This is a genomic window from Ktedonobacter sp. SOSP1-85, assembly GCF_016587415.1.
GTDB lineage: Bacteria > Chloroflexota > Ktedonobacteria > Ktedonobacterales > Ktedonobacteraceae > Ktedonobacter.
This window is the reverse complement of the sequence record NZ_BNJI01000001.1, coordinates 105150-131711: the sequence shown is the minus strand read 5'-3', so window position 1 is coordinate 131711 and position 26562 is coordinate 105150. Positions and strand designations below refer to the sequence as shown.

General features: G+C 53.3%; 23 protein-coding genes and 1 pseudogene. 18 read left to right on the top strand and 6 right to left on the bottom strand.

The features are described 5' to 3' along the window. The first annotated feature begins 150 nt into the window (after positions 1 to 150). Positions 151 to 2436 (top strand): hypothetical protein, encoded by a 2286-nt coding sequence (locus KTE_RS00630; RefSeq protein ID WP_201377292.1) that lies wholly within the window; start codon positions 151 to 153, stop codon positions 2434 to 2436. Here KTE_RS00630 and KTE_RS00625 read toward each other — a convergent pair. Continuing rightward, positions 2378 to 3916: a DNA-3-methyladenine glycosylase 2 gene (locus KTE_RS00625; protein WP_201377290.1), complete on the bottom strand. Its 1539-nt coding sequence runs from the start codon at positions 3914 to 3916 to the stop codon at positions 2378 to 2380. The two genes, KTE_RS00630 and KTE_RS00625, sit on opposite strands and share 59 nt — an antisense overlap. 185 nt (positions 3917 to 4101) lie before the next feature. On the opposite strand from KTE_RS00625, the gene KTE_RS00620 reads away from it, so the two are divergent. The 3 genes from KTE_RS00620 to KTE_RS00610 all read left to right on the top strand — a co-directional run bounded on the left by KTE_RS00620 (position 4102) and on the right by KTE_RS00610 (position 8833). Next, positions 4102 to 6351 (top strand): molybdopterin oxidoreductase family protein, encoded by a 2250-nt coding sequence (locus KTE_RS00620; RefSeq protein ID WP_201377288.1) that lies wholly within the window; start codon positions 4102 to 4104, stop codon positions 6349 to 6351. A gap of 248 nt (positions 6352 to 6599) precedes the next feature. Next, positions 6600 to 7346 (top strand): SDR family NAD(P)-dependent oxidoreductase, encoded by a 747-nt coding sequence (locus tag KTE_RS00615; protein ID WP_236600209.1) that lies wholly within the window; start codon positions 6600 to 6602, stop codon positions 7344 to 7346. Positions 7347 to 8317: 971 nt separating this feature from the next. Further along, a complete protein-coding gene (locus KTE_RS00610; RefSeq protein ID WP_201377284.1) occupies positions 8318 to 8833 on the top strand; it encodes a putative immunity protein in 516 nt (171 codons plus the stop codon). Positions 8834 to 9015: 182 nt separating this feature from the next. Here KTE_RS00610 and KTE_RS00605 read toward each other — a convergent pair whose 3' ends face one another. Together KTE_RS00605 and KTE_RS00600 are read right to left on the bottom strand one after the other, a co-directional pair. Continuing rightward, positions 9016 to 9360 (bottom strand): hypothetical protein, encoded by a 345-nt coding sequence (locus KTE_RS00605; protein ID WP_201377275.1) that lies wholly within the window; start codon positions 9358 to 9360, stop codon positions 9016 to 9018. A gap of 92 nt (positions 9361 to 9452) precedes the next feature. Then, positions 9453 to 9713, bottom strand: coding sequence for a hypothetical protein (locus KTE_RS00600; RefSeq protein WP_201377273.1), 261 nt, complete (start codon positions 9711 to 9713; stop codon positions 9453 to 9455). A 904-nt stretch (positions 9714 to 10617) separates the two neighbouring features. Here KTE_RS00600 and KTE_RS00595 point away from each other — a divergent pair. From KTE_RS00595 to KTE_RS00580, 4 genes are all read left to right on the top strand, one after another. Beyond that, positions 10618 to 11097: an ester cyclase gene (locus tag KTE_RS00595; protein WP_201377266.1), complete on the top strand. Its 480-nt coding sequence runs from the start codon at positions 10618 to 10620 to the stop codon at positions 11095 to 11097. A gap of 240 nt (positions 11098 to 11337) precedes the next feature. Then, a complete protein-coding gene (locus KTE_RS00590) occupies positions 11338 to 11979 on the top strand; it encodes an IS6 family transposase (protein WP_255552784.1) in 642 nt (213 codons plus the stop codon). A gap of 810 nt (positions 11980 to 12789) precedes the next feature. Next, positions 12790 to 14046, top strand: a complete 1257-nt coding sequence (locus KTE_RS00585) for a PQQ-binding-like beta-propeller repeat protein (RefSeq protein WP_201377264.1) — start codon at positions 12790 to 12792, stop codon at positions 14044 to 14046. A 312-nt stretch (positions 14047 to 14358) separates the two neighbouring features. After that, the gene (locus KTE_RS00580) at positions 14359 to 14883 is read left to right on the top strand and encodes a DUF3592 domain-containing protein (RefSeq protein ID WP_201377263.1); all 525 of its coding nucleotides are present in this window, start codon (positions 14359 to 14361) and stop codon (positions 14881 to 14883) included. Here KTE_RS00580 and KTE_RS00575 read toward each other — a convergent pair. Both KTE_RS00575 and KTE_RS00570 read right to left on the bottom strand, forming a co-directional pair. Then, on the bottom strand, positions 14807 to 15208 hold the full coding sequence (locus tag KTE_RS00575) for a hypothetical protein (RefSeq protein ID WP_201377262.1): 402 nt from the start codon (positions 15206 to 15208) through the stop codon (positions 14807 to 14809). The two genes, KTE_RS00580 and KTE_RS00575, sit on opposite strands and share 77 nt — an antisense overlap. A gap of 135 nt (positions 15209 to 15343) precedes the next feature. Then, on the bottom strand, positions 15344 to 17926 hold the full coding sequence (locus KTE_RS00570; RefSeq protein WP_201377261.1) for a tetratricopeptide repeat protein: 2583 nt from the start codon (positions 17924 to 17926) through the stop codon (positions 15344 to 15346). 308 nt (positions 17927 to 18234) lie between these two features. Here KTE_RS00570 and KTE_RS00565 point away from each other — a divergent pair, with 308 nt between their 5' ends. The 8 genes from KTE_RS00565 to KTE_RS00530 all read left to right on the top strand — a co-directional run bounded on the left by KTE_RS00565 (position 18235) and on the right by KTE_RS00530 (position 24803). Next, on the top strand, positions 18235 to 18840 hold the full coding sequence (locus KTE_RS00565; RefSeq protein WP_201377258.1) for a DinB family protein: 606 nt from the start codon (positions 18235 to 18237) through the stop codon (positions 18838 to 18840). 56 nt (positions 18841 to 18896) lie between these two features. Further along, a complete protein-coding gene (locus tag KTE_RS00560; protein ID WP_201377256.1) occupies positions 18897 to 20099 on the top strand; it encodes a WD40 repeat domain-containing protein in 1203 nt (400 codons plus the stop codon). A gap of 140 nt (positions 20100 to 20239) precedes the next feature. After that, positions 20240 to 20914: a hypothetical protein gene (locus KTE_RS00555; RefSeq protein WP_201377254.1), complete on the top strand. Its 675-nt coding sequence runs from the start codon at positions 20240 to 20242 to the stop codon at positions 20912 to 20914. 145 nt (positions 20915 to 21059) lie between these two features. Next, on the top strand, positions 21060 to 22100 hold the full coding sequence (locus KTE_RS00550; protein ID WP_201377252.1) for a WD40 repeat domain-containing protein: 1041 nt from the start codon (positions 21060 to 21062) through the stop codon (positions 22098 to 22100). A gap of 124 nt (positions 22101 to 22224) precedes the next feature. Further along, a complete protein-coding gene (locus KTE_RS00545; protein WP_201377249.1) occupies positions 22225 to 23358 on the top strand; it encodes a Virginiamycin B lyase in 1134 nt (377 codons plus the stop codon). A gap of 120 nt (positions 23359 to 23478) precedes the next feature. Beyond that, positions 23479 to 23814, top strand: coding sequence for a hypothetical protein (locus KTE_RS00540; protein WP_201377247.1), 336 nt, complete (start codon positions 23479 to 23481; stop codon positions 23812 to 23814). A 26-nt stretch (positions 23815 to 23840) separates the two neighbouring features. Further along, entirely contained in the window at positions 23841 to 24350 is a 510-nt protein-coding gene (locus KTE_RS00535) for a DUF6585 family protein (RefSeq protein ID WP_201377245.1), read from the top strand. A gap of 99 nt (positions 24351 to 24449) precedes the next feature. Beyond that, the gene (locus tag KTE_RS00530) at positions 24450 to 24803 is read left to right on the top strand and encodes a WD40 repeat domain-containing protein (RefSeq protein ID WP_201377243.1); all 354 of its coding nucleotides are present in this window, start codon (positions 24450 to 24452) and stop codon (positions 24801 to 24803) included. A gap of 15 nt (positions 24804 to 24818) precedes the next feature. On the opposite strand, the pseudogene KTE_RS00525 reads toward KTE_RS00530, so the two are convergent. Next, a pseudogene (locus KTE_RS00525) lies at positions 24819 to 25429 on the bottom strand (IS6 family transposase). A gap of 221 nt (positions 25430 to 25650) precedes the next feature. On the opposite strand from KTE_RS00525, the gene KTE_RS47185 reads away from it, so the two are divergent. Both KTE_RS47185 and KTE_RS00515 read left to right on the top strand, forming a co-directional pair. After that, positions 25651 to 26061, top strand: a complete 411-nt coding sequence (locus KTE_RS47185) for a transposase (protein WP_307811978.1) — start codon at positions 25651 to 25653, stop codon at positions 26059 to 26061. A gap of 17 nt (positions 26062 to 26078) precedes the next feature. After that, positions 26079 to 26552 (top strand): hypothetical protein, encoded by a 474-nt coding sequence (locus tag KTE_RS00515; RefSeq protein WP_201377242.1) that lies wholly within the window; start codon positions 26079 to 26081, stop codon positions 26550 to 26552. The last annotated feature ends 10 nt before the right edge of the window (positions 26553 to 26562 follow it).

Below are 26562 nucleotides of genomic sequence, written 5' to 3'. Positions count from 1 at the left end.
GTAGCGTGCCGCCAGCACGGACCACATATTCGCTACGGCAACAGGAAAGTCGGAGGGAAGATGATGGAGGTGATGCCCCTCCCATGCGCGGTGGCACCAGACCAACGCCAAGCAGCTAGGCGAGAGATTGTTCGGCAGATGGAGCAGGGAATGACCGCCACAGAAGCACGCCGAACTCTCCCTGTTCCGATGCATCGCACGACGGTCTATCGGCTGCTCAAGCGAGTCGAGCGTGAAGGGGAGCAGGCCTTGGCTGAGCGGCGCCACGGATACCCCACGAAGCTTCGTGGGGAAGTTCTGACGTGGATGTTGGACTATTGCCAGAACCACCGTACCGCCGCAAGCAGCGAGGTCCAACGCCTGGTGGCTGAACGCTTTGGGCTCTCCGTGAGTGTCAGTCAACTCAACCGCGTGCGTGCCGCTCACGGCCTGAGCCGCCAGGCACCGCCACGAGAAAAAACGCCAAAAACAGGCCTCATGATTGCCTCAGGACATCACGAACAGGCTGGTGGCTTGCTGCTCCTGGCAGCAGCCACCGAGACCGGCCTCCTCACGCCGTTGGAACAGGCGCTGCCACCTGCTCCCGATTCTCCCTGCCTTCCTATGGCAGGGAGTCCAGCGGTGCGCCGACGTCTGGTGCTCACCCTCCTGTTTCTGGGAGCAGTCGGACTCCAGCGCACCTGGGATCTGCGTGGCTATACCGCTGATAGCCTGGCGTTGCTCACCGGGAGAACGCGCGCCTATGGCTATCGCTATACCGAAGCGTTTTTGTCGCAAGTTGCCCGTGCCGATGGTGCCGAACGCATCACCGAGATGCTCGGCTCCTGGGCCACGCACCTCTGGCATCCGACGGAAGCCGCAGCAGAAGCCGAACGCCCGCACTGTCTTCAGGCATTGACCTGCTACGTCGACGGCCACCGCAAGCCGGTCTACAGCGACGTTCTGCTCCCACGTGGGCTGGTTGGACGCCTGAGTGTCGTCCTGGGATGCCGAGCGCTCCTTTTGCTCCACGATGAGCAGGGCCATCCCCTCTTCGTGACAACGCATCGAGGAGATCAGCATCTCACCGCCGGCGTCCCCGCGCTCCTGGAGCGCTATGAGCAGCAGGTGCAAACGAGCCATGTCGCCCGCATGATTGTGGATCGGGAGGGCATGGCGACCGAATTCCTGGCGCGGTTGCACGCGGAAGGACGCATCGTGGTCACGATCCTGCAAACCAACCAGTATCGCGATCTGTCCTCGTTCTCTGATGTCGGTCCCTTTGAGCCGCTGAGCATGGACACCCACGGGCAGGTCATCCGGGAAGTCGCTCCGGCGCGCATTACCCTCCCCCGTGAAAAGCATCCCGATGATCCCTTGCGTTTACAGGTGGCACTTATCCGTGACCTGCGCCGAAAAGTCGAGACCCGGCCCGATCCAGAGAAGACGGAGTATCCGCGACGCTGGGACGGCGATTTATCCCTGGAGGAGCAAGCCTGGTGGCGCGAAGGGTGGAAGGCCACAGCTGCCCCGGCCAAAGCAACCACGGCCAAGTTGATTCCCATTGTGACGACTGAAGCGATACCGACGATTGATGCAGTGGAACTCGCCCAGACCTACATTCACCGCTGGCCTGCCCAGGAAAATGTCATCAAGGACTATCTGCGACCGCTTGGACTGGATACCAATCACGGCTTTGCCAAGATTGCCGTGGAGAATTCGGAGGTGACGAAACGACGAACCCGTCTGGAACAGCGGATCGTCCGCCTCAAGCAGTGGGCCCAGAGCGCGGGTAAGCGCGAGGCTCTGGCGAGCCGCCGACGGGAGCGGCTGAGGCAAATCTTAGCGAGCCGTAGCAAAGAGTCGTATCAGGAACTCTGGGCATATCAACGCACGCTGGAAGAGCAAGGGGTAGCCAATCACGTGCTGCGACGAGAGGTCAAGGAGCGCAAAGCCATCGCAGATGCCGAGTTAGAACAGCTCCGCGCCAAAGAGTGGCACGCCTATGAACAGTGTAACGCGGAGTTCCGCAAACAAGAACGCTACTGCAAAGAGCAATGTGAGGTCCTTCGTGCATTAGAAGACCTGAAGGAGCAGGCGCGAACGATGTACGAGCTCGACAACCGAAAGGATCAGATTATGACCGTGTGTAAGGTGGCCATGGCGAATCTGGCGATGTGGGTGCGTGATCAGTATTTTCCGCCATCCTATGCGCATGCCACCTGGAAACGTCTGCTGCCGTTTTTTCAGCTTCCTGGCACCATCACACAGAACTCCACGATGGTACAGGCTGAACTGCGCCCATTCAATGACCGGGCGCTCAACCGAGACCTAGTCATCCTGTGTGAACGGGTTAATCAGGCATCACCTCGTCTACCAGATGGGGGTCGGCTTTCCTTTACCATCCAACCCTCATGTTGCGTTCTTGCTGCGCAGAAGGTCTCCAAAACACCGTGACTCCCTTTATAGGCTGAACGGCTGCCAAACTCGTCCATAAATGATAGGTCGCATATGCTCGCCAGGGACGCCATGCCTCAGCCCGGCGCTCGATCTCTCGCACATGCGGAGAAAGTCCTTGCAGTTCAAGCGCTCGTCGCACACCCGGGTCCGTCGCCGAGAAGGCATCAGGATCGCCGAGTGCGCGCATGGCAATATAGGACGCAGTCCAGGGGCCAACGCCAGGAAGCTGGAGCAGATATGACCTGATTTCCTCTCGTTCCATGCTCTGGTCCAAGACAAGATTGCCTGACGCCACAGCCTGAGCGAGCGCTTGCAAAGCGTTCTGGCGAGCGGGCGCAAGCCCCAATCCTTGCAGATCTGCTTGTGCCAGGGTTTGTGGGGAGGGAAAGAAAGAAGAGAGCGTTCCTTGCGACTGTTCGAGCGGGGTGCCAAGAGCCGCTACCAGCCGCCCGGTCAGCGTCTGTGCGCCTGCTACAGATACTTGCTGCCCCAGAATCGCCCGCACTGCGAGCTCAAATCCATCGGTGGTGCCTGGAACCCGCAGACCCAGGTGAGCAGTCACCAGGGGAGCCAGAAGCGGGTCGGCGCTCAAAACATCGGCGATGGCGGTTGGAACTGCATTCAGATCAAAGAGGTGTCGACAGCGTTGTACCAGCATACTCAGGTCACTCAGATCAGAGAGCTGGAGGTGGAGCAAGACCTCGCTGGTTTTCTTCGCTGGCTCCAATGCAATGATTCCACGAGAATGAGGGAGGACGATCGTTCGTCGATAGCATCCATCACTGATTTCTTCTACTCCCGCAATCGCCCGTTGTCCAAGATAACAGAAGAGTGCTTCCGCATCCAACGGGGGGCGATATTGCAAGCGAAGGGTCAGCTTTCCTTCCCCTTGGCTTACCGGAAGTGCACGGCGACGCAACTTTGAGGGGGGAAAGCCAAAGGCAGTGAGCATGGTCTCGTTGAATTGTCTCAAGCTGGCAAAACCAGCGGTGAAGGCAATGGTTGCGAAAGAGAGATCAGTCTGGTCGATGAGTAAGCGGGCAGTTTGTGCCCGACGGGTCCGTGCCAGTGCCAGTGGACCAACACCAACTTTCGCAATCAGTTCCCGGTGAAGGTGGCGCGGACTCACGGCAAGCCGCTGCGCCAGTCCACCAACTCCCTCGGTATCGACCACCCCATCAGCAATGAGACGGAGTGCGCGAGCAACCAGGTCAGCACGTACGTTCCATTCCGGCGAACCGGGACTTGCTTCAGGATGGCAACGCCGACAGGCACGAAACCCCGCTGCTTCTGCCGCCGCAGCGCAGGGATAGAAGCGGATATGCGATGCAAGCGGTATGTTCGCCGGGCAAATTGGTCGGCAGTAAATCCCTGTGGTGGTGACAGCCACAAAAAAGAGGCCATCGAAACGAGTATCACGGCTACAGATAGCGCGGTAGCACAGATCAAAATCAGTGTAGAGAGTGGATGTTTCCATAGCTGTATTCTATCCGAAAAAGATGAGAAAGACTCGCTATTTTCGGACATGATCGCCTGATCCATTTTGTCCGAAAGCTGCCAGACAGCACAGGATTTCCCCTGTACGCTATCCCTGGTCAAGCATGGGGCACATACAAAAGAGAAGATGGTGCATCTGTATCTTCATAGGGAAAGGAGCTATGCGTGACAGCAATAAAAACGAGCTACACCACTTGCCCGCTTTGCGAAGCGAGTTGTGGGTTAGAAGTGGTCACTCGCGAACGAGAGATTCTCTCCATCCGAGGGGACGCGAACGATGTCTTGAGTCGCGGCTACCTCTGCCCCAAAGCAGCGAGCCTCAAAGAACTGAATACCGACCCTGACCGCATTCGCGAACCAATGCTACGCAAAGGTGATCAATGGATGGCGGTGAGCTGGGATGAGGCCTTTACCGAGATTGAACACGGCCTTGCTCCTCTCATTCAACAGCATGGGCGCGACGCGATCGCCCTCTATGTGGGCAATCCAAATCTCCACAATCTCTCTAGTCTGCTCTATTTGCCTCTGTTCTATCAGGCTCTTGGTTCTCGTCAGATTTTCAGCTCTGCAACGGTTGATGGAATGCCAAAGTGGGTGGCAGCGGGTCTGATGTTTGGGACGCCTCTTTCGATCCCGGTTCCCGATGTGGAACGCACTGACTACCTGCTCATACTCGGCGCAAATCCGCTGGTTTCCAATGGAAGCCTTATGACCGCCCCTGATATGCGGGGCCGCCTGCGTCGATTACGTCAACGGGGAGGCAAAGTGGTCGTGATTGACCCCTATCGAACCCACACAGCACAAGAGGCCGACGAGCATCACTTTATTCGCCCTGGATGTGATGCCCATTTCCTGTTTGCACTCATCCACATCTTGTTTGCTGAAGAGCGGGTGGCTCCAGGGAGACTCACTGAATACCTTAATGATCTGGAGCATATTCGTCAACTGGCCCTACCTTTTACCCCTGAAAAAGTCGCCTCCCTCTGTGGTATTCCTGTAGAGGCCATACGTGCGCTGGCGCGCGCCCTGGTCACAGCGCCCCGTGCCGTCGTCTATGGCCGTATGGGAACCTGTACCCAGGAGTTTGGGACGCTTGCTAGTTGGTTGATCGATGTGCTCAATATTCTGACGGGCAATCTTGACAGGGAAGGCGGAGCCATGTTTCCCAGAGCCGCAGCGGGAGCACGCAACACGCAGGGTCAGTCAGGCAGCGGAAAAGGGGTGCGGATTGGTCGCTGGAAAAGCCGCGTTCAGAAGTTACCTGAGGTGTTCGGAGAGTTGCCAGTTGCCTGTTTGGCGGAGGAAATAGAGACGCCCGGTGAGGGACAGATCAAGGCCTTGATTACGCTGGCTGGCAATCCTGCGCTCAGCATCCCCAGCAGTCAACATATCCAACGGGCGCTTGGCACGCTGGAATACATGGTGAGCTTTGATTTGTATCGCAATGAGACCACACGGTATGCCAATGTCATTCTTCCGCCACTGTCTGCACTAGCTCGCTCGCACTATGCCGTCGTTGATTACCAGGTGGCTATCCAGAACGTGGCGCATTACTCACCGCCCGTTCTCGAATGGGAACCTGGGATGCTAGAGGAGTGGGAAGTTTTGCTGCGTCTGGCGGATCTTTTGAGTGGTCAAGGCCGTCAGCGCGACAGTCATATGCTTGATGATTTGGCTATTACAGCGATGGTCCAACGCGAAGTCGCGACATCTGGCTCACCTCTGCACGGGCGCGCGGTAAATGAAATTCTGGAGGCACTCACCCCACGACGCGGCCCGGAACGCATGCTCGATTTTCTGCTGAGAAGCGGCCCCTACGGTGATGGCTTTGACACCCAGAGCGCAGGTTTGAGCCTTGCTGCCCTGGAGAAGCGTCCTCATGGTATTGACCTTGGCCCATTGCAGCCACGCCTCCCTGAGGTGTTGCGCACCCCATCCGGCAAGATCGAACTGGCTCCCCAGCTTCTTGTACAAGATGTCAAGCGGCTGCAAGCCTCATTAGAAGATGTGGAAAAAGCAAATGGGCAGATAGTGTTGATCGGGCGACGCGACCTGCGCTCTAATAACTCCTGGATGCACAATCTCCAGATGCTTACAAAAGGGAAGGAGCGCTGTCTGCTCCATATCCATCCCATTGATGCTACACGCCTTGGGTTCGTTGACGGTGAGATCGCCTCTCTCACAACAAGAGCTGGAAGCGTTCTTGTCCCGATTGAAGTAACCGATGCGATCATGCCAGGAGTAGTAAGCCTGCCGCATGGGTGGGGACATCATCTCCCTGGTATACAGATGCAGATTGCCACCAGGCATGCTGGCGTCAACGCGAATGTACTCACCGACGAAGCAAACGTTGATCCGCTTTCTGGCACTGCTATTTTAAATGGTGTTCCCGTGACCCTGCAAAAGGCAGGGTGAAGAAAGGGAACGCAGAACACGGAGAGGATCTATGAAAGATCGAGAAGCTATGAATCATCCAGATCCATAGCTGCGGAGAGAACCAAAGAAATCGGAGAAGAAGCCTGAGGAGACGAGCTTCTCTTACCCATTGGAGCAGTGAAGAAAAGACGTAAAAGATAGGCAAAAAAAAGCTCTAAAAGGATTAATATACAAATATAATGATGAGACTGAATACAAGTGAAACGAAACAACACAGGTGTCGCCGTTTGGAGGGGAAAGTCGCTATCATCACTGGTGCGAGTCGAGGGATTGGGGCAACTGCGGCACGTCTCTTCGCCAGAGAAGGTGCCACTGTCGTGCTGGCAGCGCGCAGTAAAGAGGACATCGTCAGCATCGTAGCGGAGATTAAGGCTGATGGAGGTGAGGCGATGGCCGTACGAACCAATGTTGCTGAAGCAACTTCTCTTGAGACCTTAGTCAGAAAAGCGATTGAGACCTACGGACGGCTCGATATTGCTTTCAACAATGCTGGCATTGGCATTGCGAAGCCATTGATCTCGATCACTGAGGAGGAATTTGACCATGTGCAGGCAATCAACCTTAGAGGTGTGTTCCTTTCCATGAAATATGAGATCCCAGCCATGCTTGCGGGTGGAGGGGGAGCGATTGTAAATACGAGTTCCGTCGGGGGATTAGTTGGGGGTGTAGGAAACGGTGCCTATATCGCGAGCAAACATGGGGTCATTGGGCTCACGAAAGTAGCAGCACTGGAGTATGCGCAAAAGCATATTCGCATCAATGCCATTGCTCCTGGTCCTACATTAACGAGCATGATGGAGCGATGGCTCGTAGCCGATCCACAGGTCGAACACTATCTCACGGGTGCAATACCTATGGGACGAATGGCTGAGCCTGAAGAAGTGGCACAAGCAGCCCTCTGGTTATGTTCAGACGAGGCGTCTTATGTCACTGGCGTTACACTGCCTGTTGACGGAGGGTTGGTCGTTCCGTAATCAAGCGCACTGTTTTGAGGCTTCGATGCGTTACCCCTTTTTGGGTTATGTCCCTATTCCAACTTTCTGTTCCAATTGAACGTTGAAGCATAATGTGGCAAAACTTGTCCATGATATGCTTCACAGGCGCATCAGCACGATATGCTTCACAAACCACATTTGCGTCTGAATAGTGGCTCAGGCCAGTTCTAGACTTACCTGAAGCGTACTTAATGAAAATACAGCTTTGGAGAGCTGTGCATCTCATCCAGATGCTTCTGGCGCAAAAGTGGGCCTACCTGCTGCCAACATATGCTTCACAGAGCCATTTTGAGTTAGCGCGGACGTTCCGCGTAGGAAGCCATTGGTAAATAAGGTGAAGAGCGAGCAGGTTTTTGGGCTCTTGTTCATTTTCGGTGGAAAAGCTCATCATCAATTGAAAAGAGAGAGCTTGGGTGGCTTCTGCCGTGATCTTTTGCTGAGTTTTTCCACCGAAAGTGACCAAGACCCGGTTTTTGGGTCAAGAGTGAGCAATCAGCGCCAAGAGTGAGCAACACAACCACTCGCCACTTGAGAAGCCACTCCATATCTAGGGTATCAGGAGGAAATGTTGTAAATAAAAAGGGGGACCCAACGCTCATTCCAGCAGCCGAAGCCGCGACTCGATAGTGCGTCAAGCGATGCCAAGCTTCATGTAAAACTCTCAAGTCCGAACTTGAGGCTTTTTGTGATACACTCCTCGTTCTCTCACAGAACTCCAAGCATATTGAGCAGGCTCAGATCTATTCCTGTCCATACGCACGCGCCTTTCTTTCTTTCTACCCTCTCTTCTTGCATCAGTGTCGTACAGTAGAGACGTGATCCAGAAAAAGCCCGGCCAGTTTGGATCGGAGCTGATGTCAATGTTGGTGAGGACATGAGCAAGGTCAAATCTCATATCGGCGTCCAGCCCCAGTCCTCTTCTTTTTTGATAATTTGAAAGGGGTGTAGCCATGATCCTTCCGAAAGACCGCGACCCTCGCTTCATCACCATCCGCCGCGGGGGGACGCTCACAGACGACGACCATCAGCTGCTCGCCCTGTGGGCCGCAACGTGTGCGGAACACGTCCTGCACCTGTTCGAGTCGGCGCAACCTTCAGACCTGCGGCCTCGCCAAGCAATCGCTCAGGCTCGGGCATGGGCGCGAGGCGAGATCAGGATGTCTCAGTCCCGCGCGGCGGGTGGCCATGCCATGGCTGCGGCAAGAGAGTTGAGCGGAGCCGCTCGGCACGCTGCATATGCCGCCGGCCAGGCGGCGGTGGTGGCGCATGTTGCCGCACACGAGCTCGGTGCTGCGGCCTACGCCATCAAGGCGGCGCGTGCAGCCGCTCCTGAAGGCGAGGGTGAGAACTCCGGGCGGCTCGAGTGCCGATGGCAGCGTGACCAGCTCCCAGACGCGATCCGCGAACTGGTCCTGGATGATCAGCGGTTGCGAAACGACATCTGCTGGTCGGCGTTCGACTGCTGAGCCTTTCTCTGATCTGGCATGGAAAGATTCCTCGTATGATTGGTGGCCTGCTTGTTACCACATACCTGGTTTATCTCATCGCCGTGGTACGAGCTTAGAGCTAGAAAGCGGACAATTTACAAAACGCTCGTCGAAGAAATGAGGTGAAGAGAAGTTTCTCCAGCAAACATGGATACTGGTGCTCAGGCTTCACGCTGATTGCTCACTCTTGACCTAAAAACCGGCTCTTGTTCATTTTCGGTGGAAAAGCTCATCAACAGTTGAAAAGAAAGGGCTTGGGTGGCTTCTGCCGTGATCTTTTGTTGTGTTTTTCCACCGAAAGTGACCAAGACCCTAAAAACCTGCTCGCTCTTCACCTTATTTACCAGCCATGCCGCGCGAATATGTGAACTATTTGATGGCCTGTGCAGCATATCGTGGCCGTGAATATTCGCGGCAAGAGCGCTAAAGCCGATGATAAGGCAATGTGATGACGCACGGCCACGATATGCTGCACAATGCGGACTCACGGCCAAAAGATGCTTCACAACACATTGATACCTGATAGCCCTCAACCGGCTTGGGAGCGTGAAATGGGGCCAGGATATGCTTCACAAAAGCGGCCTACATGGGGGTAAAATCACACTTTGCTCCATAGGCTCTGGTGATTGACGTCGAGCTGGTCAAAGACGGCCTGATCGGGTAATTGTATTTCTCCTGATTGGATGGGCAAGCCGTGTTCGAGTACCTCGAGAAAATGATCTGTTATGGCTTGAGTATTACAAATCGGCTGAAAGACGACCTCATCGCGGATGCCAACCTTTTGCCAAAGCCAGATGCCAAAGTGATGCATTCCCGAAGGAAAGGAAGGATCAATCACTGAAAAAGCAGTATAGAGCACTTCGTTTTTTCCGAAGGTTCGAGCTGCTTGCTGGGGCAGGGGGTGGATGGCATTCAGAAATGTAATCTCCCTTTTGTCCGCCGCACACGTAGCATCGAAAGTGACTGGAAGATATGGGGAAGAACCTTTTAGCCATTTTTCCCATCCGCGGAAGACGGGTGAGGGCTGAAGAGGAAGCTGCTGAAAATGATTCAGGACAATATTACGAGCTTCCTGGCTCAGCCGGAGACGCTTTTGGGGCTTTTCACCTAAGATATAGGTTTGCTCGGCTCCGCAATGCTGCTCAAGGTACGCTTTAAGCTACCGCGATCTGGAAGAGATGATCAGCGAGTCACGCTATTTGGCGATGACCCTGCGCAGAAAGATTGCAACAGGGACACTCTCGCGTAAATGGAGAATGTGTTCCTTCAACAAGCGTGCTCAATTGTGATTTGGCGCTCTTTTGCCAGGGTGTCAACGAGGCTCCTTGATTTCCTGATGGATGTTTGCTCTCTTTTTCCATCCACTCCCCTCGTTGCATTCGCACCTTGCGCAGAAAGCTTCTTGATTACCAGGACCCCTGTTCAGACAGATGTGAGAGGTGTAAAATACGGTTTCTGTTTCGGCATCACTGCGGTTTATCGCCCTGCGCGAATCTGGCGCAATTGTGGCTTGGAGGCTTGTGCTCCTACACGCTCTGCTGGTTCATCCAGGGTGGGCTAGCCCACCCTGGATGAACCAGCAGAGCGTGTAGCCACTAAACCGGAATTCCTGCCTAAACGCTCACCGTACTTTACAAGAGGAACAGTGCTGGGTTTGCCAGGAACTTTTATACTAGATGGTGGGGATAACCAGAGTCTGTTTTCTGGAGAGGCAAGGAGGCATTGGACGATGATCAGTGTCACCACAGAAAGGATCACCACCTATGGTTATTCATGATGCAGCCACCCTTGTACGTACCCTCTATAGCCTGTACAATGCCCATCAAACTGACGCGGATTGGCTCGATAAAATAAGCATGCTTGTCTCTGAAAACTGCGAAGCGTTGAACGCTTCAACTGGCCATATATGTCGGGGGAAGGAAGGCTTTAAGCAATGCCTCCTCAATTGGAGTATCGCTTTTCCTGAAAGCTCGAACGAGATCACGAATGTCGTCGCGACCAACGATCAAGCCGCTGTTGAGTTCATCAGTCGCGGGACGCATAGCGGCGTTCTGCACACCCTGAAAGGCAACATTCAGCCAACAAACCGCAAAATCGAACTGCGCTGCTGCGATGTGTATCGCATCAGCAACAACGAGATTGTCACCCAGCACAGCTACTACGATGCTCTGGGATTGCGGGAGCAACTCGGTCTGACGCCAGCACGGCAAGGGCAGCGTGGCGAATCGCCACAGCAAGAGTAGCGTGACGGTTTGAGAAGTGAAGTGCCAAAAAACTGGCGCTTCGCTTTTGTTTTTTCTCTTGCTTCCCCCTGGCGGGTCAAACCTTTCGCTCTGGTCGGCTTGGCTCCCGATGGTTGCCGGACACTCCCCAGATACTGACCAGCGCGATCTGCTCCAGTAAGCTCGTTTTTTCTCCATCTGATCATTTTTGCCCTTCCACCAGGTCAAGGAGTCACGCTCTTTTGAAAAAGCTTGTTGCAAATGAGATGCGCAGACTTTTCAAAAGAGCGTGACTCCCTGATGATGCGCGAGCGGGGTCTGCAGGTGGATCATACCACCATCTACCGCTGGGTCCAGCGCTACGCTCCCGAGTTGAAGAAGCGCTGCCGTCCTCATCTGAAGACCACGAGCGATTCTTGGCGCGTTGACGAGACGTATGTGAACGTCAAGGGCGTCTGGATGTACTTGTATCGCGCGGTGGACTTCCAGGGGAATACGCTCGAGTTTCATCTGAGCACTACTCGTGATACGCAAGCCGCCAAGCGCTTTTTGGGGAAGGCTTTGAATGCTTCCCACACAAGCATCCCCCGCATGATCACGGTAGACAAAAACGCTGCCTACCCGAAAGCGCTCAATGAACTGAATGCAGCAAGGGCTGTTCCGGCTTCGTGTGAACTCCGGCAGAACAAATATCCCAATAATCTGGTCGAACAGGATCATCGGTTCATCAAACGCCTGGTCAAGCCAGGCATGGGCTTCTTTTCGTTCGAGACCGCGTGGAGAACGCTACAGGGATACGAGGTGATGCACATGCTGAGAAAAGGACAAGTGCCAAAGGTGGACAAAGGAGATAGCCTCAGTCAAGCAGCGTTCATCGCTAGGCTGTTTGGGGCAGTGGCCTAAACTCAGCAAGATGGAAATACCTTTGCGTGCTTCTCTCGCTCTCATTTCTTGCAACACAACCGTCATTAGACGTTTGTGTCAAGAGACAGGCTTTCACGGTCTTCTTGTGTACATCCAGACCTGCACAATTTGTATAGATGATCTCCATCTCAATGCTCCTGTTCTCCTCTCTCTTCAAAAAGGAGCCTTCGAAATGGGTGAGGAGAAACAAAGATTCTCTTCTGCGTGCTGCTGGCCAAAAACAGTCTTCTCGCCAGCGCAACAATGGGTGGTTCCTGCACTCACCCGGATCAGCCTCGTGGTCTGGCTCATAGGCACAATTTGCGCGCGATTTCTAGATCGAAGCCTCCATCTCTATTCTACTCTTTTTCCTCCTGGGTGGTGTAACCCTACATGAGCGTCTCGTGGGAAGATACGTAGACTAACACCCTTTCTGGTGGATGGATCTGTCTTTTGCTCATCGTTCAGAGAAATGACACCCTTTTGCTACCCTGGTGATACCTCTTCGCTATCTCCTCATAATCTCTTCCTCAGGCATACTATGAACATCGCAAAAGGATGGTGCGTGCTGGTGGGAAGGTGATCCTTTCCCGTATGTGGCTCACTTACCATCGTGATAGGTGGAAGAAACCAATGGATACACAAACTTTCTTCCTGTTGCAGTATGACGTGACTCTTACCTCAGACAGATAGTACCAGGAGTTGAGGTAGTTGAAGAATCTCAACTCCTGGTCGGACCATTTTTCGTTTGCAAAAGACTACCCTGAGATGTTGGAAAAGCAGAAACAGCCTTATCCATAAAAGGAGTCTATGATGACAACACCCGAATATACAAAACCGTCTCTTCCGGAAGAAGCATTCCAGCTTGGGAGAAAGTATCAACTTGGAGAAACATTTACAAGGAGCAAAAGATTGAGCAAGCCAGCAATAAAAACAGCCAAATCCAGCCCTCATCGCATTTCCCGTCGTACCCTCCTCGCCGGTATAGCGGTTAGTGGCATAGCAGCCATTGGAATTGGCGGTGGCATCGTATGGAAACAGACAGGTTCACAGCATTTCCAATCGTCCGTGAAAAGGGTTTCTGGAGCAAGCAGGAAATGGGTTCGTAATATAGGGAATGGTTTTGCTGCACCAGCAGTAGCGAACGGCATCGTTTATATTGAGTCCTCTGATCAGAAGTTGTATGCGCTTGACGCCATCTCCGGCCAGATAAAATGGGCTTATCACGTGGGGGGATTTTTGGCAATGCAAGCCTCTCCAGTCGTAGCCAATGGTCTGGTCTATACTGGCGCGGATCGTTCTTTCTGTGCGCTCGATGCTGCCTCTGGTCAGCTAAAATGGACGTTCAAGGCAGGAGGGGAGATAGGAACAACTAGCTCGACACCTACCGTAGCCAATGGTCTGGTCTATACTGGTGCGGAGGGTCACCATTTGTATGCGCTCGATGCTGCCTCTGGTCAGCTAAAATGGACATTCAAGGCAGGAAGGGAGATCGTTCCATCCTCACCAAAGGTAGCGAACGGCCTGGTGTATGTCGGTTCTGAGGATCATAATCTGTATGCGTTAGATGCTGTTTCTGGCGTGATGAAGTGGTTCTACAAAGCCGGAGATCAGGTTTACACGCCAATGGTGGCCAATGGCACGGTTTATGTTGGCTCTGAGAACCATAATGTGTACGCGCTCGACGCTATTACAGGCAGCAAAAAGTGGGTCTACCACTCGACAATCGATGATGGCATCGGTCGATCCACACCAACAGTAGCCAACGGTGTTGTCTACTTGTGCTCAAATAAAGGTATTGTCTATGCACTGGATGCTCCTTCTGGCAACTTGCTTTGGAGCACTCAGACAGACAGTAGCACTTTATCCGACCCGACAGTGGCTGATGGCATAGTTTATATTGGTTGCTACAATCATAATCTCTACGCGCTTGATGCCATTTCTGGCCATGTAAAGTGGGTATACGACATAGGAAGTCGGATTGACAGCACGCCAGTGGTAGTTGATGGAGTGCTTTATATTTGCTCAGCGGATAAAAAGCTCTCTGCTATTCAGCTGCCCGGATAACTGTTCCAGAGAGCTCGTTGCTGGGATGCGACGAGCAGGAAGACATTGCTCTCGTTTCGTGATTCAACGCAACACTGCGTTTTATTGTGGCAAAAAGATGCCTTATTCAAGGTTATTATTGCAACAATCCCCCACTTATAACCCTGATTCTTACCCACATCTTACAATCGGGTTTTGTGGAACAGCACCAGAGGCCAAATCTCTTGTTGGGCGTTTCACAAACACATCCATAGCGATTGGCTTCTGAAGACGCTCCAAAAAGATGTGGGTAAGAATCAGGCTTATAACCAAGAGATAGCAAGGAAAAGACATATGGACACGCAAGAAATCGATCAATCGTTGGGTGATCAGCGCAAAACTCTCCAGAAGAAACAAGCAACCAGGAGAAAAAGTAATACAATCACTATTTGGATCATGGCTATTCTGTTGGGAATTGCATCATTTTTCATGCTTATCGCTAATTCACGTGAAATACAGTTTATAAGCCAGAGCATCGTAGCTCAAGGCATCGTTATGAAGCAAGGAACAATGGCGTGCAGTTCTCGCTTAAGGGACTCTTGGCACGCCAACTATATTACTGTTCAATTCACAACGGAGACAGGGGATATTCAAGCAGCCAAAATTGACGGATGCGATGCCGATTCCCCCTACCTTACTACGAGCGAAGGACAGATGGTTCCGATCCGCTATATGCCAAGCGATCCAGCATGGGCGGAGATAGATGGGGTGTCCTCACATAAATTACAGATCTATACGCTGATTAGTGCCGGTGCTGGTATTCTGGCATTGCTGCTCGTACTTTGGGGAACGCTCCGAGTGGCTGCCGATCGGCATTGAGAAAGGCAGCTCGCAAAGCCACCAGCGCTGTGGCATTATCTCGTTTCCATCGCATCCCTCGCCGTTTCATGCGCCGATTAATGACCAGGAACACCACTCGCTCAATAATGCCGCTGCCCACCGGATAACCAGCTTGCCTACACGCTTCATAGGAGCCGATCCAGTTCCGTTGTTCCTGTAGATAGGTCACAGCCGCTTTCAAGGCCTTGCCTTCCCCTTTCTCTTGCCAACTCTGTAACCGCTTAATGGCTTGATCGACCTCGGCATGCCACAACCAGCTTTTGATCTCAGCGATCTGCTCGGTGAGCCAGGTCTCTGACTTCATGGAAAAGGTTTCATGCCGCCAGCGGCGGCAGAGAATTAAGACGCAGAGGGGCTGGCACCCCTCTGCACTCCCCACCTTTCCAATTAACTCTGACAGAGTATCGTTAATTCTTCCTGGCAGTGAAGATGCCATACGCTACATTGGTACTACCGTCGCCAGCCACTGCTCTATTTCAGGAACTTGGTAGTGTTCCATGCCTTGGAGAAGAACGAGACTGGCCTGTCCTAATTGGTGGGCCTTTTGCATATCTCCCTGGATGTGGGCAACACGAGCCTGTCCATACAGGGCAAGCGCCTCGCATTCCTGGGAGTTCTGGGCACTCAGTTGATACATTTCGATAAAGGCTGCGGCAGCGTCTGCGACTTTTCCCTGTTCCAGACAGAGTTTTCCCCACTCATTGAGTGTGCCTGCAAGCGCCCATGGGTTCCCCAGTATACGCGCGATGCGTAATCCCTCCGCCAGATATGCCTCTGCCTGGATGTAATCGCTCTGTTTCAGGAAAAGAAGCCCCAAATTCGCCAGCGTTGAGACCTGATATTCGCGATTCTCAAGACGGCGGGCCAGCGCAAGTGACTGTTCAAATGGCTCGCGGGCCAGCGCATATTTTCCCTGTTCCATGGCCGCTATCCCCAGGTGTTGCTGGAACAGGCACATTCCAGCGCGAAAACCAATCTGTATGGCGAGGTCCAGGCCTTCTTTAATTATCTTTTCTGCCTGTGCATAATGGGCTCGTGTGAGTGCTATCTGGCCGAGGTTGATGAGCAGCGCACAGGTGTGATCTGGTTTTCCTACCCGACGTGCCAGGACAAGCCCTTCTTGCAAATACTCCTCGGCCTGGGCGAACTTTCCCTGATCATTGGCAATTCCGCCCATACTTCTGAGTACGAGGCTCATGAGTTCGTCGTCCTTGCCTTGCCGCGCAAGAGCTAAAGCTTCCTGAAGGTGAGACTCAGCTTGGGCATAATCGCCTTGAGAGGAGGCACAGATACCGAGAACACGTAAGAAGCAGCTTCGAAGTGCGGGGGCGTCGAGTTCAGACGTTAGCGTGAGGCCGCGTTGCAGGTAGTCATATGCCCGAGCATATTCTCCCATGTTGATGGTAATGTCTCCCAGTTGATAGAGGGCAGTTGCTAAGCTTTGCTGGTTCTGCATAGCGGTTGCAGCCTGACACACATGCTCCAACAGGTCTACTGCCTCGGTGTATGATCCACGGATAAAGAGAAAATAGGCAAAGGCGTTACCTGCGGCGATCAGCGCACCCGGATGATTGTGTTCGCTGGCCAGACGCAAGGCTGCCTGAATATTGCTGCTTTCCTGTTCCAGACGCTGATAGTCCTTCTCAGAGAGGTTTACATACTCTGCCATAAAGTTCGCGAAACGTTCGACAGAGGCAGCATCCCTTCTCTGGAGACTAGCATAATCGGCGATGGTCTGATGGAGCGCGTAGCGGTCAGGCGCATAACTCTCCAGTAATCCTGCGTCACATAGCGTATCGAGCACTTCGGCAGGTCTCTGGCATACAGCCAGGGCGGCAGCTTCACTGAATGTATTTGGTTTGGCTGGAAAGACTGAGAGGGTATAGAGAGCCTCGCGAGCCTCTTGCTCTACTTGCTGATCGCTGATCGCGATCAGGGTATGCAGTGAGATCGCGGGGGTATCTGTCATGCTGGGGGAGCGTTCAGCGAAAGCCTGGGGTTCCTGAAGGTGCAGACGCATTTCTACTGAGCGCAGGCGCTCGATGGCCTGGCGTATGCGACGCTGTTGCCCATTGTATGTTTGCACGCGCAGAAAATTGCCCGTGAGCAGGAGCGCCAACGGCAACCCACCGACCAGGCGCGCAATTTCCGCCGCCGCAGCTGGCTCTTGTTGAATAGCCAGAGGCGCCAGGCGTTCCAGGAGAGTGATACTGTGAGATGTATCCAATTCGCTGACGAGGAAAGCGTTGTTGGCCGCGGTGTGCCAGGCGAGCTGGGGAAAGCGGGTGGTGACCAGGTAAACACAGGAATTCCCGCCTACTTTGAGGGAGGCGAACGCTTCAAGGGTCCAGATATCATCCATGATCAGCAATATCCGACCTGAACCTATGGAGGTGCGGACCGCCTGCGCCCATGCTTCGCGTGTGGTGAGCCTCGAGGCTTCGGTGGCTGAAATACCAAGCAGCGTGCTCCAGCGCCGCAAAATCCCTATGACATCTGGGTTCTTGCCTGCTCCAGCCCAGAGAATTCCGTCGTGGAAGTAGGCTCGCATCTCTGTATCGTGAGCCAATGCAATCGCCAGAGCCGTCTTTCCCACGCCCGGTAGCCCATAGAGCGCAAGAACCATTGAGGGTGTATTCGAGCACAAGCGGCTTTTCAGGAGAGAAAGGAGCGTTTGGCGCCCAATCAGTGCACGAGATTCATCCGGTGGAGGTGGAATGGCAGGATCGTCACTACTTCCAAGAGCAATACTCTCAGGCTCCAGCGTATCCATTTCCAGCGGCGTTTCCTGGGAAAGGAGGCCCAGTTCCCTGGCGTTTTTGCCAAAAAGCGCACAGAGCTTCTCTCGGTAGTAGGGGCTGGGCAGCATCTTGCCATTTTCCCATCTGCTGAGGTAGTAACGGTCAGCTCCAAGTTGCTCGGCAACGTACTGTTGGGACCAGCCGCGCATCTCCCGCTCTTCTCTGAGATGCTGTCCGGCGCTCTTTTTGGTGGACGAGGGCGTCTTCTGCTTGTCGCTCATGGTGACACTACTTCTTTTTTTATTCCTATTGGCAATGAACCTGGTAAAATCTTTCTACTATTCTAACACAATCTCTTGCGCTTCTTGAAGATACGTAAGCGAAGCGTTTTTCTGGCGGCGAATCTGGCTTTTGCTCGTTGTTCAGAGAGTGATACCTCTTTGCCCCTCTTATGATACCTCTCTGCTATCTCACCATGGCCTCTTTCTCAGGCATACTATGGACATCACAACTGAATGGTGGCGTTGGCGGAGAGGTGATCCTTTCCAGGATGTGAGACGCCCACCATTGCGATAGGTGAAAGAAATCGATGGATACACGAACTTTCTTCCTGTTGCAGTATGACGTGGCGCTCGCGATGGGTAATGAGTTGATTCTGGCTGCGCAAAGCGACGAGCAATTGCGCTATGCCCCCGGTGAGAATCAACATTCGTTGGCCTGGCTGCTCTGGCATAGTGCACGCTGGGAAGATGTTGCAGCGACCATGCTGCAACAAAATACATACCAGGTGTTTGAACAGGATGGCTGGTTTGACCGCCTGGGGGTTGAGCGACATGACATTGGCATGTTCATGGGCGCGGAAGCATGTCGCGCCTTCAACCTTCGCATCAACCTGCCCGCTCTGCGTTTGTATCGGACGGATGTTGAGCAGCGTACCCGGCTGACTGTTGACGCGTTGCGAGACGAGGATTTAGACGAGTGGGTATCAGCACAACACTTTCGTCAGGTTTTGGAGACAGGGGTAATAGGAGAACAGAGTGCCCCCTGGCTGGAGCGCTTCCTGGCGAACCGGCCGAAAGCCTGGTGGCTCTCCTCGATCATTTGGCACCAGACAGCCTATGTATTAGGAGAGGCGGCGTACCTTCGCCGACAGGCTGGGCAACCCCAGCATGTTTTGCCTGAATGGCCCTTTTAAGGACGAAAAGAAGAGGCGTTGTTGCCGTAAGAACAGCATTATGAAAGGATAGTTGTATGTATCAAGTCGACAGGCACGTCTGTTCTGCATGTGGGACAGCCCTCGCAGCCCATGAAGCATTCTGCAACAATTGTGGAAAACCCTATAACGCGGCATATGCTCCGCCACCTTCTCCTGTGGGGAGCCCGCAGCTATATGACAACCGCCAAAATCTTCAGGCACCGCAACGTCGGTCTCCCTGGCTTATTGGAAGTATAAGCGCGCTTGTCCTGCTGGCTCTTCTTGGAGGGGGTTTCTTTTTCCTGGTCTTGCCGCGTCTTGGGACGCACGCTGGTAATGTTACCCAGGCTCCTATTCCGACTATTGAGCCACTCCATATCAATCCCTATAGCTACACAGGACATTCATCCGTGGTCTGGCAAGTTGCCTGGTCCCATGATGGCAAACACATCGTCTCCGCAGGCGGACTTGGCGACGATTCGGCGCAGGTTTGGGATGCTGTGACCGGGAAAAACCAGATGACCTATACCGGTTATACCGTCATGAATGCGGTTGCCTGGTCGCCTGACGGGAAATATATCGCAGCCGGCGGAAATAGCCATGAGGTGGATGTCATTCAAGTCGCTGGCAAGCAGAGAATCACCACCTATAAAGGGCATCAGGATGTGATTCTTTCCCTTGCCTGGTCGCCTGACGGGAAATACATTGCTTCTGCCAGCTATGACAAGACCGTACAGATCTGGAATGCTATGACCGGCGCGCATGTGCTCACCTATCAGGGACATCATGACACGGTGAGTAGCGTTGCCTGGTCGCCCGATGGAAAGAAAATAGTCTCCGGGAGCTTTGATGATACCGTACAGGTCTGGGATGCCGCAAGCGGCCAAACGCTCCTTACCTATAAGGGACATACCGACAAGGTCTACACGGTTGCCTGGTCGCCTGATGGGAAATCCATTGCTTCGGGCGGTGTTGATCAGACCGCTCAGGTCTGGGATGCCAGCACTGGCAAAATGATCTTTACCTATCAGGGGCACAAGGCGAGTGTGAGCAGTGTTGCCTGGTCTCCCGATGGCAAGCGCATTGCCTCTGCCAGCTATGACAAAACCGTACACATCTGGGACGCGACCACTGGGGGCAATGTATTCACATATAGCGGCCACCACGACTATGTGTACTCGCTGAGCTGGTCGCCTGATGGCCAGTATATTGCTTCAGCCAGCGCCGATCATACCGCGCAGGTCTGGCTAGCTCATTAATGGAGGCATCATGGCAGAAGCTGGAGAGTGTGTTTCATAACGTGTAGTGGACGCTTCTCGTATCATCCCTGATAGTCACGCTCTCGCTTCTGCCAGAGCCGTTTTCTATGGTCCACATCTCACACCAGGAGAACATCACGATGAAAAAACAGCTTCGCTGGCAGCCTCGTCCCCTGAGCTTGAGCTTGCTCGCTCTTATCGCCGCCTGTTGTCTGTTCTTTGCGGTCTCGCTCCCTGTACAGGCTGATACCGTGCGCATCAGCGATCCGGTAGAAGTACTGAATGTCCAGCAGGTGATGAGTGAGGGCTCAAGACTGGCCTACCCGCTCGATGTCTATACGACCAGCACGTTCAGCGGAACCGCGTCTGATTTTGTGCAGCGCACGATCAGCGCTCATCTGACCAGTAAACGGTTGATCGTGATCGCCATCGATGTCGTGCATCGCTACTTCACCGTAGTGGGGGGTTCCCAGGTTCCGTTGACCAATGCGCAATATACCACTGCTGGACAGGCTTTCAAAAATGCGGCTGCTGGCAATCATTTCACTTCAGCGACGCTTGCAGCCATTCAATCGCTGGAAAGCTCGCTCCAAAGCCACACTTCTAGCACGAGTTCCGGGAGCGGGGGAGCGGTGCTGATCCTGCTAGGTATAGTCGTAGCTCTCGTCATTCTCGGGTCCATTGTTGGTTTCATCAGGCGACTCCTTGGATTAGGGGGACGCCCGGTAGTCCCTCAGACCTCATCGGGAGACCAGCAGATACGCTATGGGGACGGGCGAGACAATTTTGGCGGCGGGTCAGCAGGGAATTTTTAAACGGCTTCAAGAGAGGGTAGTACTGCAAAGATTGTAGTCTCATAAAAGTGCTGTTTAGTAATATACAAGCGTATACGGCTGGAAAAGTAGAAGCGGTCCTGTCCATAAAGGAATCTCTGATGATAACAAGCACGAAGGATTTATTATGATTGAAAATCAGCACACATTTTCATCTCCCACTCATGGCTTCCCAACAGAAGGGAAACAGACGGGATCGCACCACCCACGTCTCTCTCGGCGCGCTGTTCTTGGAGGGATTGCCGGAGGGGCAGCCTTGGCTGTTGTTGGAGGAGGGATCACATGGTGGGTCTCCTCACCTCATCCTCGCCTCATCTATCGAGGGCATCATGGTTTTGTTCATGGAGTCGCCTGGTCCCCTGATGGAACGCGCATCGCCTCCGCCAGCGCGGATCGCACCATCCAGGTCTGGAAGGCCTCGTCTGGCGAAGTGGTCCTGGTCTACCGCGACCACAAGTCAGAGGTTCGGGCAATCGCCTGGTCTCCCGATGGGACGCGTATCGCCTCGATCTCCGAAGATCTGACGGTCCAGATCTGGGAGGCAAGGAATGGCCATATGCGCTCTCGCTTTCCAGTCCTGGCTGGTGTGATGACCACGGTGGTCTGGTCTCCCGATGGCAGCAAGATCGCTTTTGCTTCAGAGGATACGACCATCCAGATCTGGGACGCGACGAATGGAGAACGCCTTGCCACGATTGGGCGGACAATTGCCTTTTCCCTGGCCTGGTCCCCTGATGGGAAACGCCTTGCCTCAGGCGGAGACGAATTGGTTCAGATATGGGATGTGATGACGCGGAGCCAGATTGCTGCCTATAAAGGGCCTGCTGCCTCAGTCTCCAGCGTCGCCTGGTCCCCCGATGGAACACAACTCGCCGCTAGCTCAGTGGGAGGAGTGCATATCTGGAACGTCAGCACAGGGAAGCAGGTTCTGACCTATCGTCGACAAACAGATATGGTGTCTCAAGTTGCCTGGTCTCCCAATGGGAAACGTCTTGCTTCAAGCTGTTGGGACAAAACGGTGCAGGTATGGAATGCTCTTGATGGGGGAGATGTCTTCACCTACCGTGGACATTCCGATTTTGTCTTTGCTGTCGCCTGGTCGCCTGATGGCTCAACGCTTGTCTCTGGGAGCCGCGATACCACTGTCCAGGTCTGGTCAGCGGAGTGAGCTACCCCAGTTCTCTCGTCTAACGAATGTATGTACTGAAAAGGGCTGTGTTCTGCTCGGAAATTCCGATAATGTTGCTGTCTATATGCTCTTTTCCTGTTTTTGCAAAAGAGAGGTCCATTATATGAAAAGAAACATCTGGCAAACGCTCTCCTTCTTGGGGCTATTATTTCTTTTGGTAGGGTGCGGAGACGCTTCAAAAGGAGACATTCACTCCTCTCCTGCAGCCATTCACGAGTTCTCTCTTCCTACGGCCAAGAGTCACCCTCTGTCTCTTACCACCGGGCCAGACGGCAATCTCTGGTTCATGGAGGTTGATGGGAATAAAATCGGGCGCATCACCATTGATGGAACCATCACTGAATTCTCTCTCCCAACTCCTGCGAGCAAACCAGCATCTCTTTTGACGGGGCCAGATGGCAATCTCTGGTTCGCCGAGACTCAAGGGAATAAAATCGGGCGCATCACCTCCCAGGGGATGCTCACCGAGTTTCCTCTTCAGACCCCGATTCCTGACCCCACTAAACCATACCCTGGTCCTACCGACCTGATCATTGGTCCTAATCACAACCTTTGGTTTATCGATGTTGCAGGCAACAAGATTGGCCGTATTACCCCTGTTGGAAGCATAACCGAGTTTCCCATCCTCTCGGCCGACAGCTATTCAGGTTCGCTTATCGTGGGATCAGACGGCAACCTGTGGTTTGCAGAGACCAGGACGGACCGCATTGGACGTATGACCCCTGACGGGGCGCTTACGGAGTTTCCCCTGCCACCTTCCGCTGCTCCTGAAAAACTGTGCCGGGGGAGCGATGGCAATCTGTGGTTTACGGAAGAGGGCACTGGTACAATTGGCCGCATCTCTCCTGCCGGAACCATTACTGAGTTTCATCTGCCCACTTCCCAGGTGCCGCCCTTTATCGCAACGATAGTCAACGGACCAGATGGCAATATCTGGTTCACGGGTGATAGGAACAAAATTGGGCGCATCAGCGCCACTGGAAGCATGACTGAGTTCTCCGTCCCGACCGTGGACAGCGAACCAACAGGGATAGTTCCTGCGTCGGATGGCGCCCTCTGGTTTATCGAGTTTTACAGCAACAAGATTGGGCGCATTACGACGAGCGGAACTATCAGCGAGTTCGCTCTTCCCACCGCCAAGAGTCATCCAGTGGTTCTGGTGATGGGGCCGGATGGCAATCTCTGGTTCACTGAGGCTGATGGAAATAAGATTGGGTTTCTTACGATAAGGAAATAAGGATCTCAGTCATCTTCCGTGCAACAATCTCATCAAGAAATCATTTGAGAGATCTTGATCTGCTTGGGAAGCGGAGAGCGAAAGAGAGAATAGGTCTCATAAGCTCATCCTTCACGAAAGATGGCGCAGAACCACACTTCCTGGGACAATATCAAAGAGCTAAGCAAAGACTGGTATGGTGGAAATAGCGCGTACTTTACGCGTTTTTATCAGCCCGCTAAGCGGGTTGAGGGTTTCATTTTTTATCGGCCTGCTGTTTTCGGGCTTTCCGTTGAGGACGGTCTTAGACAACAGGTCCCTGTTATTCAAGGGTGGGCCTTGCTGGCTGTCCAGATGAGCCGCTTTTCCCATATGCTGCCGCTGGATGGGTTTTTGAATGAGCAAACGCGTCAGGAATTGATCAAGGATGCAAAAAAGTATGCACCTCAAACGTTTCAGGTGATAAAACAGGAGTAAAGTGAGCGCGCGTTAGGGAGTCATTAATGGAACCATATGAATTCATGAAGCCTCCTTTTCCGGAGGAGGTATTCCAATTGGGGAAGACGTATCAACTTGGCGAGCCGCAGGAGCAATATGGAACCAACTTCAATACCTTTGCAGGCTGTGCCGTACTGGTGGTTATAGCTCTTATTGGACCAGTCATTGCCGCTGGTGGACTCCGTTCACCACAGGGCATTCTTGCTATTGTGATTGTCCTTGTTGTTTTTTCGTTCGCCCTTCTTATGGCATTTTTCCAACGAAAATGGCGTGTGTACGTCTATACGGACGGTTTTGTGTACATAAAGGGGAGGTTGGTGCAGGCATTGCACTGGAATGAAATCGAATTGGTGAGACGGTTTCGCTTTCATCAACACGGCTATTCAGGTTCGAATAGGAGTATATGGATTATTCGCTCAAAACAAAGGAAAGCCCCCATCACATTTGGAAATGAGATATACGATATAGAAGGGCTTATGAAAACTATTGGAGCACATGTAGAGATAGTGGAGTAAGCCGACTCCAACAGAAGGGAAACAGGCGGGATCGCGCCACCCACGTTTCTCTCGGCGCGCTGTTCTTGGAAGGGATTGCCAGAGGAGCAGCCTTGGCTGTTGTTGGAGGAGGGATCGCATGGTGGGTCTCCTCACCTCATCTATCGAGGGCATCATGGTTTTGTCAATGGAGTTGCCTGGTCCCCTGATGGAACGCGCATCGCCTCCGCCAGCGCGGATCACACCGTCCAGGTCTGGAAGGCCTCATCTGGCGAAGCGGTCCTGGTCTACCGGGGCCACAAATCAGCGGTTTGGGCAATCGCCTGGTCCCCCGATGGGACGCGTATCGTCTCGATCTCCGAAGATCAGACGGTCCAGATCTGGGAGGCAAGGAATGGTATTGTCAACTTATTGATCAGAGCAAAACGTTTTTCTGAAAAAGGGCCCATGAAGAGAAAAAGAAGTGCAAGGTAAGGGGAATTGCGTTTGCTACGCAGCTTGCTGCATGCTGGTGATGTCGTTCCATGTCTGAAATTGCTCCCGCATGAGCGCACGAGATGCTGACGCATGAAGCCGATGTCGTCGTGGTCGAAAGTGGTCTGAGATGGGTCCAAAGGCAGAGAGAAAGCGTTGAGCATGACCAGGGGATTTGAAGCGGCGCATGCTGCGTTCTCGTTGTCGTGTCGGTTGATGGGAATTCTCAGCTCGATTGTTGAGGCCTTTGTGCTGCCGGTGCTCGACACGGGGCATGATCTCCCTCTTGGCTGCAGAGTAACTGGCCAGTTTGTCGGTGATGATCACACTGGCACATATTGAAGACCTTTGAGCAGTTTGCGAAAGAACTTCTTGGCAGCTTTTTTATTTCTCTTGCTTTGAACCAGGATATCAAGCACGGTGCCATATTGATCGACCGCTCGCCAAAGAGAGCTTCGCTTCCCATTGATGGTCAGAAACACCTCATCAAGATGCCACTTGTCTCCAGTGTGGCTACATCGATGTTTGAGCTCATTGGCGTAGATCTGGCCAAATGTGAGGCACCACGACAGGAGGAACAATCGTGTGGGGAACGGGGCTTGAGGAGACGATGGAGCTTGGGACATAGCTTGCCAACTGCTCTCGACTGGGCAGGACCATGATGGGTCCAGCAGAGAGACCAAAGCCCGAACAGGCAGAGCGTGAGGAAGGACACGAGCAGGAACAAAAACACATAAGTGGTCATCAGGATCCTCTCTGCTTGAAATGAGGTGAATGGGAAGAGTACTCAGGAAGGATAACCAGGGTCACGGAGGATTGTCAATCCAGTAGGAGAGACGGCTGATTTATCCACCATCGTAAGAGGCTGTACCAACAAGGGCAGCTGAACATCCTTCTGCAGGAAAGCACTCGGGCGAAGACAGCCTACCATCTGGTCGAAACGTTTCTCTCCATGATGTGTGAGCGCACGGGAGAACAACTTGATGCCTGGCTCGAAGCAGTGCAGGTGAGCCAGCTCGAAGCCTTTGTACCATTTGTCACGAGCATTCAACACGACAAAGAAGCCGTTCTGGCAGGCTTGACATTGCCCTGGAATACTGGCCCGTTAGAGGGGCACATCAACCGACTCAAGCTGATCAAAAGAAGCATGTACGGTCGAGCAAAGTTCGATCTGCTCCGACTTCGCGTGCTCTCGCATCCCGAAACCAAAACAATCACCAGGACCCAGAACAACGAGAGGTTACGTCCTGCTGCTTAGGAAAAAAGGAGTCTCGTATGACATACTTTCTAGATCTCAGTCCTTATACCTACCATCAGGGAAGCTGTGGCAGTGATCCCCCAACAGTGCCAACGCTCAACATTGGCTGGCTTGGCCGAGGAAAACCGTTTCAGACTTCTTTCCCAGGGTGGCCTGACCAGATCTTTCTCGACAACCTGGCTCTCTTTGAGCAAGAGAACTATCGTGTCAATCGCACACGAGGATGGCATATCTGCGAATTATGTGAAGGAGCTGCGAAGGAATTCACGCAAGATTGGGGAAAGTGTTACGAGGAGGGGAAGCTTTGCTCTGACGAGCTTCGTGTTCTTGGATTAGATGGTGTAGTCTACGCTGCGCCCTCCATGCTTCGTCATTATCTCACTGTGCATCAGTACAGACCTCCTGAGCAGTTTATTCAAGCTGTCCTGCACGGTCCTCGACCTTCTTCTCGCATATACGACGAAGCTCGGGCGCAATCCTCATGGCGATAGAAGCCTCTTT

Bases quoted from the DNA above. Each gene is read 5' to 3' on its own strand.
- KTE_RS00630 (WP_201377292.1), top strand. From the start codon at position 151: ATGACCGCCACAGAAGCACGCCGAACTCTCCCTGTTCCGATGCATCGC.
- KTE_RS00625 (WP_201377290.1), bottom strand. From the start codon at position 3,916: ATGGAAACATCCACTCTCTACACTGATTTTGATCTGTGCTACCGCGCT.
- KTE_RS00610 (WP_201377284.1), top strand. From the start codon at position 8,318: ATGATCCTTCCGAAAGACCGCGACCCTCGCTTCATCACCATCCGCCGC.
- KTE_RS00595 (WP_201377266.1), top strand. From the start codon at position 10,618: ATGGTTATTCATGATGCAGCCACCCTTGTACGTACCCTCTATAGCCTG.
- KTE_RS00590 (WP_255552784.1), top strand. From the start codon at position 11,338: ATGAGATGCGCAGACTTTTCAAAAGAGCGTGACTCCCTGATGATGCGC.
- KTE_RS00585 (WP_201377264.1), top strand. From the start codon at position 12,790: ATGATGACAACACCCGAATATACAAAACCGTCTCTTCCGGAAGAAGCA.
- KTE_RS00580 (WP_201377263.1), top strand. From the start codon at position 14,359: ATGGACACGCAAGAAATCGATCAATCGTTGGGTGATCAGCGCAAAACT.
- KTE_RS00575 (WP_201377262.1), bottom strand. From the start codon at position 15,208: ATGAAGTCAGAGACCTGGCTCACCGAGCAGATCGCTGAGATCAAAAGC.
- KTE_RS00570 (WP_201377261.1), bottom strand. From the start codon at position 17,926: ATGAGCGACAAGCAGAAGACGCCCTCGTCCACCAAAAAGAGCGCCGGA.
- KTE_RS00565 (WP_201377258.1), top strand. From the start codon at position 18,235: ATGGATACACGAACTTTCTTCCTGTTGCAGTATGACGTGGCGCTCGCG.
- KTE_RS00560 (WP_201377256.1), top strand. From the start codon at position 18,897: ATGTATCAAGTCGACAGGCACGTCTGTTCTGCATGTGGGACAGCCCTC.
- KTE_RS00555 (WP_201377254.1), top strand. From the start codon at position 20,240: ATGAAAAAACAGCTTCGCTGGCAGCCTCGTCCCCTGAGCTTGAGCTTG.
- KTE_RS00550 (WP_201377252.1), top strand. From the start codon at position 21,060: ATGATTGAAAATCAGCACACATTTTCATCTCCCACTCATGGCTTCCCA.
- KTE_RS00545 (WP_201377249.1), top strand. From the start codon at position 22,225: ATGAAAAGAAACATCTGGCAAACGCTCTCCTTCTTGGGGCTATTATTT.
- KTE_RS00540 (WP_201377247.1), top strand. From the start codon at position 23,479: ATGGCGCAGAACCACACTTCCTGGGACAATATCAAAGAGCTAAGCAAA.
- KTE_RS00535 (WP_201377245.1), top strand. From the start codon at position 23,841: ATGGAACCATATGAATTCATGAAGCCTCCTTTTCCGGAGGAGGTATTC.
- KTE_RS00515 (WP_201377242.1), top strand. From the start codon at position 26,079: ATGACATACTTTCTAGATCTCAGTCCTTATACCTACCATCAGGGAAGC.